Below are 13,846 nucleotides of genomic sequence, written 5' to 3'. Positions count from 1 at the left end.
CTGGTGGCGGGTTCGACGCTGTACCTGCCGGTGACCGTGCCCGATGCGATGCTCCACCTGGGAGACGGCCACGCGGCGCAGGGGAACGGTGAGGTCGCGGGCACGGCGATCGAGTGTCCCATGACCACGGAGGTGACACTGAACCTCCGGGAGCGGGCCCCGGTTCCCGGTATCCACGCCGAGACGCCTGAAGGGCGGGTCACCTTCGGTTTCGACGAGGACCTGCACGTGGCGACGGGGGATGCGCTGGACGCCATGTTGGTCTGGCTGCGCTCACTGTTCGATCTGGACAGGACGGCCGCGCCGGCCCTGGCCGGCGCGACCGTCGACCTGCGGATCACCCAAGTGGCCAACGACACGTGGGGGGTGCACGCCGTGCTGCCGTACGACGCCGTCCGGTGACCCCCACGGGACGCCGGCTGGGCCTGTCGCGGACCTTGTGGAAGCGAGTAGAAAGCAACCTGAATGATCACTCATGACCATCATGTGACCAGCGGTGACGCAATATCCGAGGCCCGTCCGCGCCGGATTTCCTTCGCGCAGGTACGCGCCCGGATCGGCGAGCCCGAGGACCTGATCAAGGGCAAAATACACGACCGCCTCGACCGGCACTGCCGCCGTTTCATCGCCCACTCCCCTTTCCTGGCGATGGCCACGTCGGACGCGACAGGACTCCCCGACAGTTCACCGCGCGGTGACTATCCGGGATTCGTCAAAGTACTCGATGAGCGCACGCTCGCCATTCCCGATCGGCCAGGCAACAACCTCGCCGACTCTTTTCGCAATCTCGCCGAGAACGACGGGATCGGGCTGATGTTCGTCATCCCCGGAGTGCGGGAAGTGCTGCGTGTCAACGGTCGTGCCTATCCCACCGACGAACCGGACGTGCTCGCCCGGATGCGCACCGAGGGAAAGGAGGCCGAGCTGGCGATCGTCGTGGAATTGACGGAGGTCTTCTTCCACTGCGGCCGCGCACTGATCCGCTCCCGGCTGTGGGATCCGGCGAGCCAGGCCCTGGCCGAGGAAATGCCGTCGATGGGTGAGATCGCCGTCGACCAGATGGGGATCGACGACGCAGATCCGACGGTGCTGGAAGAGATGCTCGAAGACGACTACCGGCACCTGTACTGAAGGCGGTACGGCCATGCAACGAACAATCCTTGAGAAGGCGGAGCCGGTCGCCGAGGGCGCGGTCTCGCTCCTCCTGCGCGGCGCCGACGGCCCGCTGGCCCCCTGGGAACCGGGCGCGCACATCGATCTGGCACTGCCCAACTGGCTGACCCGGCAGTACTCGCTGTGCGGGAACCCGGCCGACCGCGACACGTACCGTGTCGCCGTCCGTCACGACCGGCTCAGCCGGGGCGGCTCGGAGTACATCCACCTGTTCCTCAACGAGGGCCGCGCACTCGACGTCTCGGTGCCACGCAACAACTTTCCCCTGCTGCCCGCACAGGAGTACCTGTTCCTCGCCGGCGGGATCGGCATCACCCCCATCGTGCCGATGCTGACGGCGGCGGTCGAAGCGGGCGCCTCGGCGACGTTGGTGTACGTGGGCAGGTCCCCGGCCACCATGCCGTTCGCCGACGAACTGCGGGCTGCGCACGGCAGCCGGGTGCGCATCCACGCCACCGACCAGCACGGCAGGCCCGACTTCGCCGCGGAGGCAGCAGCGCTGGGCCCTCGGGCGCTGGTGTACTGCTGCGGCCCCACGTCGATGCTCGACGCTGCCGTCGCAGCGGACACAACCATCGGCTGACCCTTCCGCCCGCTACTACCGGGGCGAGTCAACGCGTGGCCTGATCGAGGGCACAGTCAGCACGCCGCCCACCGACAGCCTCCTTCCTCAAGTACGAGCCGCTCTCGACTCGTCAGCCGAACGCGTCGGTTTCGCTCAGGACGACTGGTCTTCGCCTGCCCGCAGCAGCGCTGCCATGCCCACCCATCACTGACGAAGCCGGTGCCAAGCGCGGAAGCTCGGCTCGGACCCCGGGTCGATCGCAACGTCGGATTTCAGGGGAGGTGGCGATCTCAAGTACCGCAACCGAAGCATGTGAACTGAGGTGCTTCACCAACTACGAGTTAGTGCCTATTTGTATCCGTCGGCACGCCTCTGACCAGGCGCTTTGTGTGGTTGGTCGAGAGTGAGGTCAAACGGCGGCGGTGAATAGGGTTAAGAACGGCAATCGAAGCATGTCTCAGTACGTGCTGCGCAGCCTGATCCGCAATTGATGTGCCCCTTGGCTTGACTGCCTAGGGTTCTGGCCGTCGCCCTTCACTGGGTGGCGGCCAGTGCTGCACGCATCCGGATGCCACTTGCATGGCCATCTGCTCCTGATCTGCCCGTGGGCAGGCGCGGTATTTCCGCCCGGCGTCCGCCCTCATGGTCCGCCTCCCTGATGTCAAACGGACTGACGCCAAGGTGGCGAATGGGTTACGGGGTACTTGTGCGATCCTCGATCAACCGTCTGGCGAAGGGTGAAGAGCTGGGTATGTCACCTGCGTGAGATGCCCATGACGCCTCGTGCGCCAGGCGTTTACAAGCCGCACGCGCGGCGCTATGTTCACCTCGAGTGAGGTGGGAGCGCTCCCATCAACTCGTGGAGTGGTAGACCGGAACCTGCCCGAACCACAGGGGCCCTCCCACCTCACCCGCACGTCCTCACAGAACCGCAGCGACCCCACATCCGCAGCGCGAAGGGACGTACGTCATGAGTCCTCGATTACTTCCAGCAATGGCATCAACTCGCCTCAGAGCATGGCTTCTTGTGCTGCTCGCCCTCGTCGTCACCGTCCCCGCGCTCGGCCTCGTGGTCGCGTCCGGCGGCGAGGCGGAGGCCCACGGCACCCCCATGAAGCCCGGCAGCCGTACCTTCCTGTGCTGGCAGGACGGCCTGACCGACACCGGCGAGATCAAGCCGGTCAACCCGGCCTGCAAGGCGGCGCAGCAGGTCAGCGGCACGACGCCGTTCTACAACTGGTTCTCCGTACTCCGCTCGGACGGCGCGGGCCGCACCCGCGGCTTCGTGCCCGACGGCGAACTGTGCAGCGGCGGCAACACCAACTTCACCGGCTTCAACACGCCAAGCAGCGACTGGCCGTTGACCCATCTGACCTCGGGCGCGACCGTCGACTTCTCGTACAACGCGTGGGCCGCGCATCCTGGTTGGTTCTACGTGTACATCACCAAGGACGGCTTCGACCCGACCAAGACTCTGACCTGGAACGACATGGAGGAGCAGCCGTTCCTGAGCGTCGACCACCCGCCGCTCAACGGCAGCCCGGGCACGGTCGAGGCCAACTACTCCTGGTCCGGCAAGCTTCCTGAGGGCAAGTCGGGGCGCCACATCATCTACATGGTCTGGCAGCGCTCCGACAGCCAGGAGACCTTCTACTCCTGCTCCGACGTCGTCTTCGACGGCGGTAACGGTGAGGTCACCGGCATCAAGCAGCCAGGCAACCCCACCGACCCGGTGCCGGGCACCTGCACCGCCACCCGCAGGACGACGGGAAGCTGGAACGGCGGCTACCAGTCCGAGGTGACCGTCACCAACACCGGCGACGTTCCGATGCTGGGCTGGATGGTCGACTGGACATTGCCCGGCGGTCAGAAGGTCGAGAGCCTGTGGAGCGGCAACGCGACCTACTCCGGGCAGAACGTGATGGTCCACAACGCCGGCTGGAACGGCTCGCTGGACCCGGGAGAAAGCACGACGTTCGGGTACACCGTCGAGGGTTCCGGGGGTGATCCGGGGACGGCCCTCGCGTGTCGGGTCGGCTGAACCGCCGCTCGGGCGGGCCCGGTGGTCGGTGACAACCATTGGCCACCGTGCCCGCCCCCCGGCGATGACCTTCAGGCGTTGACGCTCTGTGTCGATGTACAATAATCCACACCTTCGTAGAGTCAGTATGTACATTCGGGAGGTCTCGGTGGCGCTCACCCACATCGATATCGACGACGAAACCCTGGAAACAGCCAAACGTCTGGGCGGCCACCGGACCAAGACGGCCGCGGTGGCAGCGGCACTGGAGGCGTACAACAAGCGACTGGCTCGCGCAGCGGCGTACGACAGATATTTCGAGATGGCCCAGGACTGGGACATCGAGGGGGCCGAACAGGCTCACCGAGCGGACAAGAAGGCCGTACGTCCGTGATGCGCTACCTACTCGATTCCTCGGCGCTGTGGCGCCTGCTCCGGGACCGCGACCTGCATGAGACATGGCGGCCGGTGGTCATGGACGGAGACGTTCTCTCGTGCTATCCGCAGCGAGCAGAGTTCCTCCGGTCCGCACGTGACTCCAAGGAGTACAGAGCGTTCAGCGACATGTTCGCAGATCTCTACGACGATGTTTCCGTAGCCAAGAGCGCAGGCCAATGGGTCAGCGCATTCCAGGAGCGCGCGGCAGACCAAGGTGCGCACAGGGCCCTCTCGGCCGTCGACCTCCAGATCTGCGCAACGGCGGCCCACCTCGGACTGGTCGTTCTCCATGATGACGCCGACTTCGTCACAGCGTCCCGGTTCGCTGTGGAACTGAGCCAGCACAACGTCCACGACGGCCCTCGCAATTGACCGAGCACAGGGGGCGGGCCCGGAGTGACATCCGGGCCCGCCCCTCTCCCGTGGGGGGAGTACTTCACGCCAGCAACTCCACCTCCGCCAGCGTTCCCTCACCGTCGAGGACCAGGCGGTAGTGCCGGTACGTCCCCGGCGTCGCGACCGAGAACGCACGTGTCTGCTTGTCCCAGGTGAAGGACTCGCCGGAGCGTTTGTCGAGGTCCTTCCATGTGCTGCCGTCGTCGGACGAGCCCTGGAGGACCCAGCCCTTGGGCGCCTTCGCGCGGTCCGCGGATGTCAGCGTGTACTGAACTGCCTTCGCTCCCTTGGGGATTGGCAGATCGACGGAGGCCGCAGCCCCACCCGTCGCCGACGTGTTGTCGAACAACGCCCCCTCGCCCACCACGGCATCTGACCGCGGCGACGGCACCTTGTCGTCCTGCGTGATCGACGGCGGCGCCGCGTTCTTTCCCGTACCCCACGACGACGGCTTCGAGCCCATGTCGAACTCCAGGACCCCGCCACGCGAGATCAGCGAGTGCGGGAGCGAAGTCGACGTCCACGTACGTCCGTTGACCTTGAGCCCCTGCACGTACACGTTCTTCGCGCTGTTCTTCGGCGCTTTGACCACCAGGTCCTTGCCGTTCTCCAAATGCACCGTCGCCTTGGTGAACAGGGGTGACCCGATGGCGTACTCACCGCTGCCCATCACCAGCGGATAGAAGCCCAGCGCGGAGAACAGGAACCAGGCCGACTGCTCGCCGTTGTCCTCGTCGCCGTGGTAGCCCTGCCCGATCTCGCTGCCGGTGTACAGCCGCGACAGCACCTCGCGGACGTTCTTCTGGGTCTTCCAGGGCTGACCGGCCGCGTCGTACATGTAGTTCACGTGGTGGGCCACCTGGTTGGAGTGGCCGTACATGCCCATCCGTACGTCTCGCGCCTCGGTCATCTCGTGGATGACGCCGCTGTACGAGCCCTTGAACTCGGGCGAGGCGGTCTCCGGGGTCCCGAAGTACTCGTCGAGCTTCTCCGCGAGCTCCGACCGTCCGCCGTACAGGTTCGCGAGGCCGCGCGAGTCCTGGGGCGCGGTGAAGGCGTACCCCCAGCCGTTCGTCTCGGTGTAGTCGTAACCCCACACGCGCGGGTCGTACTTGGACGACTCGACCCGCCAGTCGCCCTTCTCGTCACGGCCCTGGAAGAAGCCCGCCTTCGAGTCGAAGAGGTTGACGTAGTCCTGGGCCCGGTCGAGGAAGTACTCCGACTCCTCCTTGTAGCGAGTCTCGCCCGTCTTCTTGTAGAGGGCCTGGCCCATCTTCGCGATGCCATAGTCGTTGAGGTAGCCCTCCAGCGCCCATGACAGGCCCTCGTGCGTGTCGGTGCTCGTATAGCCCAGGAACGGCGAGGTGCCCATCCCCTTGCGGCCGACACCGGAGGACGGCGGGACGACGGTCGCGTTCTTCAGCGCCGCCTCGTACGCCGACTTGGCGTCGAAGTCGACGCCCTTGACGTACGCGTCCGCGAACGCCACGTCCGAGGAGGTACCGGTCATCAGGTCCGCGTACCCGGGCGAGGACCAGCGCGAGGTCCAGCCGCCGTCCTTGTAGTGCTGCACGAAACCGTCGACCATCTCGCCCGCCTGACTGGGCGTCAGCAGCGAGTACGCCGGCCAGGTCGTCCGATACGTGTCCCAGAAACCGTTGTTGACGTACACCTTGCCGTCGACGATCTTCGCCCCTGTGTGCGTCGGGGTGTCCGGGCCGGGCATCGGCGAGAAGGGGGAGGCGTACTGGTATTTCGAACCTACCTTCTCGAAGCCGGAGTTGGGGTAGAGGTACAGCCGGTAGAGGCTGGAGTACAGCGTCGTCAGCTGGTCCGGGGTCGCGCCTTCCACCTCCGTCTTTCCGAGGATCCGGTCCCACTGCTTCTGGGCGCGGGACTTGACCGTGTCGAAGGACGTGCCGTCGGGGATCTCCTGGCGGAGGTTGTCCTTGGCCTGGTCGACGCTGATGAGGGAGGTCGCCAGGCGCAGGGTGACGGTGCGGTCGGAGCCCGCGTCGAAGCGCAGATGGCCCTTGACGCCGGACGAGCTGCCGTCGGTCACGGGCGCGTCGAAGGTCCCGTACACGAAGAGCCGTGTCGCGCCCGTCGACAGTCCGGACTTCACGTCGGAGTAGCCGGTGACAGTCCCGTTCTCCTTGTCCAGCGTCAGGCCGGCCTGGTCGGTGACGTTGTCGAAGAGCACGCTCGCGTCGTCACCGGGATAGGTGAAGCGGAGGGCCGCCGCGTGATCCGTGGGCGCCATCTCCGCCTTGAGGCCGTTCTCGAAGCGCACGCCGTAGTAGTACGGGCGCGCGGTCTCGTTCTCGTGCTTGAAGGCGAGTTCCCTGGCCTCACGTCCCGTGTCCGGTGTGCCGGAGGCGGCCGACGGCATCACCTGGAAGGTCTGCCGGTCGCCCATCCAGGGACTGGGTTCGTGGCTGGCGCTGAACGCCTGGATGGTCGGCAGGTTGTCCGCGTTGTTCGCACGTGCGTAGTCGTACAGCCAGCTGAGCGAACCCGCGTTGGTGACCGGCGTCCAGAAGTTGAAGCCGTGCGGCACGGCCGTGGCGGGGAAGCTGTTGCCGCGCGAGAAGCCGCCGCTGGAGTTGGTGCCGCGGGTCGTCAGCGCGTAGTCCGACAGATGCGCCTTGGGCTTCTCGGGAGCTACGGACCGCAGCGCCACGTCGTCCAGCCAGCCGCGGAACTTCGCGGGGCCCTTGGGGGAGTCGTACGCGACCAGGATCCGGTCCACCGTCTTGCCGGCAGCGACGGACCCGATCCGCGAGACGACGTTGTTCCACTGGTTGACGTAGAGGACCTTGGCGGCACCCTGCCCCTGTGGTGTGAGCGCGAACCCGTGCTGGTCGGTGGCGCGCAGGTCACTCAGATAGGTGCCGTCGGTGAAGGCGAGGTCCACGGATGCGTTGGTGGCGTCGTAGTCGCGGTCGCCGTCCGCCATCGACGGGAAGATCCGGTACGCCAGCTGGGTGTCCCGCCCGACGCGGACGTTCACGTCGAAGACCTTGTTGTACGAGTACGCGCGGCCGTCCGCCTTGTGGGTGCCCGCGTACCGCAGGGCCCGTTTGCCGGTGAAGCCGGCGCCGGCCTTGGCGGTCGGGGAGCCGCTCGGGCCGCGGTCCACGAGCGAGAGCATGTCCCTGGGCGCGGGATCCTGATCGTCGCCGCCGGTCGAGAACTGCACGTCGGCGAGCTGCAGGGCGTCGGAGGCGCCGTGGTTCTTCGTGAAGTCGAGCCGGAAGTGCTGGTACTCGGCCGGCTCGGCGAGGTCGTACGACTTTGTCTGGAAGCGCTCGCCGAAGGATTCGCCGGTGCGGCTGTCGAGGGTCTTCCAGCCCTTGCCGTCCGTGGAGCCCTTCAGGGTCCAGTCCACGGGGTCGCGCTCGTCGTGGTCGTTGGCCGACGTCAGCGCGTAGGTGACCAGCCTGACCGGGGCGTCCAGGTCGAACTCGACCCAGCCTGTGGGAGCGAAGGTGAGCCACTTGGTGCTGGGCTCGACGTCGACGAGGTTCTCCTTCACCTCGCCGCCGCTGGTGTTCTCGCCGCTCGCGCGGACGTCGCTGACATGGTCGGTGACATTGCCGGGGATGCCGGTGCTGTAGCCGCCGTCCACGCCCGAGGAGCGTTTCGTACCGTCAGGTGCCGTATCGACCGTATTGAGCCAGTCGGGGGCCGGATCGTCCGCCTCGAACGACGAGGAGAACTCCCGGTCGGGCGTCGCCGCTTGGCCCGGCCGGGCGACGGCGGCGCCATGCGAGGCCACCACCAGCGCTAATGCCGTCGCTCCGAGAAATGCCGTGGAACCCCATCTGTGCCGAGATCTGCGCTGCATCTACCAGAATCCCTCGCGAAGTGGACAACGTTGTCAATCCGCTGTGCGGGGTCCAGTAGGGCGTCAAGTTGTCAGTGGTGTCAAGGGTGTTGAAAGGCGCGTATGCGATGTGAAGAGCCGCAAGTTGCCGGCATCGCTCAATTGGCCGAGGTCAGGAGAGGTTCAAAGGCGCCACGGGGAATCCAATGGCGTGTCATATATCCGCGAGATCTCAACTCGGGAAAGACTGCCGACCGAACCTGCTTTCGATCTTGCCCCCGCATCGGGAAGTGGACTATACCTGTCAGCGTCCGCATGGTCGCTCGCCCATCCGCGGGCGGCGCCGCACGACCGAGTTCAACCGAAACCCCTCGCAGGGGCGCACCGAGTACGTCGTCCTACCCGGCCTCAGGGCCGGGGGTCCGGCCCGTGACGCAGTCGCTTTCGGCCATGCGTCGCCGGGAAAACACAGCACATCATCGCGGTGCCGGGGAGGATCCGGTTCACCGCCTGAGTCCTGGAGAAGGCGAGGACTTGAGCATGGGATCCACTTCCGCCCACAGCGGCCATGAGGGTTTGGGCCGGCGTGATCTGATCAAGCGGTCCGCGGCGCTCGGCCTGATCGCCGTGCCCACGATGAGCTTCCTGTCCGCGTGCGCCAGCGGTGGTGACAGCGGCGGCGAGGAGAAGGTCGAGAAGGGCAAGAAGACCGCGGAGAACCCGCTCGCCGTCAACGAGAGCGCGCCGCTGGAGATCGTCATCTTCGACGGCGGTTTCGGCACGAAGTACGCCGAGGACGCCAAGGCGGTCTACGAGAAGAACTTCCCCAAGGCGAAGGTCAAGTTCTCGGCGACCCAGAAGATCCAGTCGGTCCTCCAGCCGCGTTTCAACCAGGGCACCCCGCCGGATCTGATCGACAACTCAGGGGCCGAGCAGATGGACATGGGCGTCCTCGTCGGCAAGAAGCAGCTCGCCGACCTCACGCCGCTGCTGGACGCGCCGTCCGTCGACGACCCGAACAAGAAGGTCCGCGACACGCTGCGGCCCGGCATCGTCGAGATGGGGCAGTTCGACGGCGACCCGGTCTGGATCATGTACTACGCGTACACCGTGTACGGCGTGTGGTACTCCCAGAAGGCCCTGGACTCGCTCGACGCCACGTACCCGGAGACCTGGGACGACATGCTCGCGGTCTGCGAGAAGGCGAAGAAGAAGGGCATCGCGGGCTGGACGTACGCGGGCAAACACCCGTACTACATCCCCTTCTCGCTCTACCCGATGATCGCCAAGGTCGGCGGCCCCGAGGTCCTCGACGCCATCGACAACCTTGAGCCGAACGCCTGGAAGCACCCCGCGGTCAAGACCTGTTTCGAGGCGTACTACGAGCTCTTCAAGAAGGGCTACATCCTCAAGGGCACTCCTGGTCTGGACCACATCCAGTCCCAGACGGCGTGGACCGAGGGCAAGGCGCTCTTCATCCCCAACGGCTCGTGGGTGGAGAACGAGGCGGCGAAGACCATGCCGAAGGACTTCAACCTCGCGGTGTCGGCGCCGTCCGGCATCGACAGCTCGGACAAGATGCCCTTCGGCACCATCTGGGCGTCCGGTGGCGAGCCCTTCATCGTTCCTGCCAAGGCCAAGAACCCCGATGGCGGTATGGAGCAACTGCGCATCATGCTCAGCGAGGAGTCGTCGAAGAACTTCACCTCGTCCGTCAAGTCGCTGTCCGCGTTCAACGGCGGCACCGACGGTATCGAGCTGACCCCGGGTCTGAAGTCCGGTGTCGCGGCCCTGGAGAAGGCCGGCGAGAACGTGGTCAACCCGCGCCTCCAGGACTGGTACGTGGCGTTGCAGAAGGAGAAGATCGGCGTCGGAGGCCTCGGCGAGATGATGGCCGGGCGGCTCACCCCGGCCGAGGCGATCAAGAAGATCCAGGCCTACGCCGACGAGGCGGCCAACGACGACACCATCCAGCACTACAAGCACCAGTGAGCGCGGCGGGGGACCCCGGGCCGTGACCGGGGTCCCCCGCTCTCGATGCGCGGCGTCGGCGGCAGCGCCGCGGGAAGATCGGGTCGGTAGGAATGCAACACGGTAAATACCGTTTCATCGTGGGGTTCTTGACTGCCCCTCTGGCGATCTACACCCTTTTCGTCATCTGGCCCTTCATCCAGTCCATCTACTATTCGTTCACGGACTGGAGCGGTCTGAGCCCCGAGTTCAAGATGGTGGGCTTCGCCAACTTCACGAGAATGCTGGACGACGAGGTTTTCTGGAAGTCGTTCCAGCACAGCGTGATGTTCGTGGTGCTGCTGCCGCTGGTGACGCTGACACTGGCGCTGTTCTTCGCCTTCATGCTGAATGTCGGCGGACGGCGCAGGAAGAACGCCGCGATCGCGGGCGTACGGGGTTCGGCCTTCTACAAGGTCGTCTATTTCTTCCCGCAGGTGCTGTCGATCGCGATCGTCGCCCTGTTGTTCCAGTTCGCGTACAACCCCAACAGCGGTGCGCTCAACTCCGCGCTCAAGGCGGTCGGTCTGGACGATGTCCAGCCCAACTGGCTGGGCGATCCCGATCTCGCGCTGTGGTGCGTCTTCGCGGTTCTCGTCTGGGTCACCGTCGGATTCTTCGTGGTGCTCTTCTCCGCCGGAATGGCGTCCATTCCCAAGGACTATTACGAGGCGGCGCTCCTTGACGGCGCGAACCGCATCACCACGTTCTTCAGGATCACACTTCCGCTGCTCTGGGACACCGTGCAGTCCGGCTGGGCGTATATGGGCATCCTGGCGCTGGGCGCCGAGTCCTTCGCGGTGGTGCAGATCATGACCGTGGGGCCGAACGGCGGCGGCCCCGACTATTCGACGACGGTTCTGCCGCTGTACGTCTACCAGAAGGCGTTCCGGGACGGCCAGGCCGCCTATGCGACGACGATCGGTGTCGCCCTGCTCATCCTGACGCTGCTGTTCGTTGCGGTCGTGATGAGACTGGGCCGGCGTGAGCGGTTGGAGTACTGACCTATGAAGACGACCGACACCCCTCCCGCCGACGCCACCTCGGACGAGCGGCCGCCCGTCATCAAGACGACGGCCGTACCCGGGCCGCTGGAGAAGCCGTCCGAGGGCAGGACCCTCAACTTCTTCTCGCACGGCATGCTCATTCTCTGGGCGTTCATGGTGGTGATGCCGCTGCTGTGGGCGGTGATGACCTCGTTCAAGACGGACCGGGACATCTTCAGTTCGCCCTGGGCGCTGCCGGACTCGTTGCATTTCGAGAACTGGTCGCGGGCCTGGACCGAGGCGAACATGAGCGACTACTTCCTCAACACGGTGATCGTGGTGGGGTTCTCGCTCGTCGGCACGATGCTGCTGGGTTCGATGGCGGCGTACGTCCTCGCGCGTTTCGAGTTTCCCGGGAACCGTTTCATCTACTTCCTCTTCATCGGAGGGATGAGCTTCCCGATCATCCTGGCGCTGGTTCCGCTGTTCTACGTCATGCAGAACCTTTCGCTGCTGAACACACTGCCCGGGCTGATCCTGGTCTACATCGCGTACTCGCTGCCGTTCACCGTGTTCTTCATGACGGCCTTCTTCCGTACGCTGCCGACCTCCGTGGCCGAGGCGGCCTTCGTGGACGGCGCCTCGCACACGCGGACGTTCTTCCAGGTGATGCTGCCGATGGCCAAGCCCGGACTGATCAGCATCAGCATCTTCAACTTCCTGGGGCAGTGGAACCAGTACATGCTGCCGACGGTTCTGAACACCGATGAGGACCGCAAGGTCCTCACCCAGGGTCTCGTCCAGCTCGCGGTGAGCCAGGGCTACAAGGGCGACTGGTCCGGACTCTTCGCAGGCCTGGTCATGGCCATGCTCCCGGTCCTCGCCGCGTACATCGTCTTCCAGCGCCAGGTGGTCGCGGGTCTGACGGCGGGCGCACTGAAGTAGCGGTCCGGCCGTCGGTTCGCTTTGCGAGGGTGATCCCGGATTGGTCCGTGGGGTCACCCTTGCGTGTGTGCGTGCTCTGGCATGTGCCCCTCCGCTCAACCTCTTGACGGGAGGCAGCACAAACAGCTCAGCTTAGAGTTCACTAGTTGCACATAGACGGGGTCTCGCCGAGGCGACCCCGTACGCAGGAGGTCGTCGTGGAGACTCCGGGGTCGCAGTCGTCGCTGCACCGAGCCAATCTCGAGCGGGTCGTACGCGCCGTGCGCCTGGCCGGATCGCTCACCCAGGCGGAGATCGCGAGGACGACGGGCCTGTCCGCGGCGACGGTCTCCAACATCGTCCGCGAGCTCAAGGAAGGCGGAACCGTCGAGGTCACGCCCACATCGGCGGGCGGACGACGGGCCCGCAGCGTCAGCCTGAGCGGCGACGCCGGCATCGTCATAGGGGTCGACTTCGGGCACACGCATTTGCGCGTCGCAATCGGGAACCTCGCCCATCAGGTGCTCGCCGAGGAATCCGAACCCCTCGATGTGGACGCCTCCGCCGCGCAGGGCCTCGACCGGGCCGAACAGCTGGTCAGCAGGCTGATCGAGGCCACCGACGTCGACCGCGGCAAGATCGCGGGCGTGGGTCTCGGCGTGCCGGGGCCGATCGACGTGGAGTCGGGCACCCTCGGCTCGACGGCGATCCTGCCGGGCTGGACCGGCACCAAGCCCGCCGAGGAGTTGCGGGGGCGGCTCGGCGTACCGGTGCACGTGGACAACGACGCCAACCTCGGCGCCCTCGGCGAGCTCGTCTGGGGCAGCGGCCGGGGGGTGCGGGACCTGGCGTACATCAAGGTCGCCAGCGGTGTCGGCGCCGGACTGGTGATCAGCGGACGTATTTACCGCGGACCGGGTGGCACGGCGGGAGAAATCGGTCATATTACTCTTGATGAGTCCGGCCCCGTCTGCCGCTGCGGAAACCGGGGCTGCCTGGAGACCTTCGCGGCCGCGCGCTACGTACTGCCGCTGCTCCAGTCCAGCCACGGCACGGATCTGACCATGGAAGGCGTCGTACGGCTGGCGCGGGACGGCGACCCTGGCTGCCGTCGCGTGATCGCCGACGTCGGCCGACACATCGGCAGTGGAGTCGCCAATCTCTGCAACTTGCTCAACCCGAGCCGGGTCGTCCTCGGCGGTGATCTCGCCGAGGCCGGTGAGCTGGTGCTCGGGCCCATAAGGGAGTCGGTCGGCCGTTACGCGATCCCCAGCGCAGCGCGTCAACTATCCGTTCTTCCAGGGGCACTTGGCGGTCGGGCGGAGGTCCTCGGAGCTCTCGCTCTCGCACTCAGCGAGATGGGGGATTCAACCCTTTTGGACGGGACTCTCCCTACGGCCGCTCCTGCCTTCACTTAGAGAACGGATGGCACCGTTGCCATCTCGTTAAGGATTTACTTCTTGACGTCGCACTAATGGCCGAGTTGACTGCCAGCCACCTCGGCC

10 protein-coding genes and 1 pseudogene are annotated in these 13,846 nt (G+C 65.9%); 10 read left to right on the top strand and 1 reads right to left on the bottom strand.

Annotated features, from left to right (window positions below; genetic code table 11):
• Window positions 1-3: 3 nt before the first annotated feature.
• From ABD357_RS09685 to ABD357_RS09660, 6 genes and pseudogenes are all read left to right on the top strand, one after another.
• Entirely contained in the window at window positions 4-402 is a 399-nt protein-coding gene (locus ABD357_RS09685) for an acetamidase/formamidase family protein (protein ID WP_344388996.1), read from the top strand.
• A gap of 63 nt (window positions 403-465) precedes the next feature.
• Window positions 466-1,131 carry an MSMEG_1061 family FMN-dependent PPOX-type flavoprotein gene (locus ABD357_RS09680; protein WP_344388995.1) on the top strand — a complete coding sequence of 222 codons (666 nt, stop codon included), beginning with the start codon at window positions 466-468 and terminating at the stop codon, window positions 1,129-1,131.
• Window positions 1,132-1,144: 13 nt separating this feature from the next.
• Window positions 1,145-1,738 (top strand): annotated as a pseudogene (locus tag ABD357_RS09675) (ferredoxin reductase); the annotation flags it as partial.
• A gap of 994 nt (window positions 1,739-2,732) precedes the next feature.
• Entirely contained in the window at window positions 2,733-3,779 is a 1,047-nt protein-coding gene (locus tag ABD357_RS09670; protein WP_344388994.1) for a lytic polysaccharide monooxygenase, read from the top strand.
• Between the two features lie 127 nt (window positions 3,780-3,906).
• On the top strand, window positions 3,907-4,152 hold the full coding sequence (locus tag ABD357_RS09665; RefSeq protein WP_344388993.1) for a type II toxin-antitoxin system VapB family antitoxin: 246 nt from the start codon (window positions 3,907-3,909) through the stop codon (window positions 4,150-4,152).
• Window positions 4,152-4,568: a PIN domain-containing protein gene (locus ABD357_RS09660; RefSeq protein WP_344388991.1), complete on the top strand. Its 417-nt coding sequence runs from the start codon at window positions 4,152-4,154 to the stop codon at window positions 4,566-4,568. Before ABD357_RS09665 ends, ABD357_RS09660 begins: the two co-directional genes overlap by 1 nt.
• 64 nt (window positions 4,569-4,632) lie before the next feature.
• Here ABD357_RS09660 and ABD357_RS09655 read toward each other — a convergent pair whose 3' ends face one another.
• On the bottom strand, window positions 4,633-8,442 hold the full coding sequence (locus ABD357_RS09655) for a GH92 family glycosyl hydrolase (RefSeq protein WP_344388990.1): 3,810 nt from the start codon (window positions 8,440-8,442) through the stop codon (window positions 4,633-4,635).
• A gap of 519 nt (window positions 8,443-8,961) precedes the next feature.
• Here ABD357_RS09655 and ngcE point away from each other — a divergent pair.
• From ngcE to ABD357_RS09635, 4 genes are all read left to right on the top strand, one after another.
• Window positions 8,962-10,413, top strand: a complete 1,452-nt coding sequence (ngcE, locus tag ABD357_RS09650) for an N-acetylglucosamine/diacetylchitobiose ABC transporter substrate-binding protein (RefSeq protein WP_344388989.1) — start codon at window positions 8,962-8,964, stop codon at window positions 10,411-10,413.
• A 92-nt stretch (window positions 10,414-10,505) separates the two neighbouring features.
• Entirely contained in the window at window positions 10,506-11,435 is a 930-nt protein-coding gene (locus ABD357_RS09645) for a carbohydrate ABC transporter permease (RefSeq protein WP_344388987.1), read from the top strand.
• A 3-nt stretch (window positions 11,436-11,438) separates the two neighbouring features.
• Window positions 11,439-12,362, top strand: a complete 924-nt coding sequence (locus ABD357_RS09640) for a carbohydrate ABC transporter permease (protein WP_344388985.1) — start codon at window positions 11,439-11,441, stop codon at window positions 12,360-12,362.
• A 197-nt stretch (window positions 12,363-12,559) separates the two neighbouring features.
• Window positions 12,560-13,759: an ROK family transcriptional regulator gene (locus tag ABD357_RS09635; RefSeq protein WP_344388983.1), complete on the top strand. Its 1,200-nt coding sequence runs from the start codon at window positions 12,560-12,562 to the stop codon at window positions 13,757-13,759.
• The last annotated feature ends 87 nt before the right edge of the window (window positions 13,760-13,846 follow it).

Origin of the sequence: Streptomyces vastus (genome assembly GCF_039532825.1) — a bacterium.
GTDB classification, from domain to species: domain Bacteria; phylum Actinomycetota; class Actinomycetes; order Streptomycetales; family Streptomycetaceae; genus Streptomyces; species Streptomyces vastus.
The sequence above is the reverse complement of the archived record's forward strand: the minus strand, read 5'-3'. Positions and strand labels throughout refer to the sequence as shown.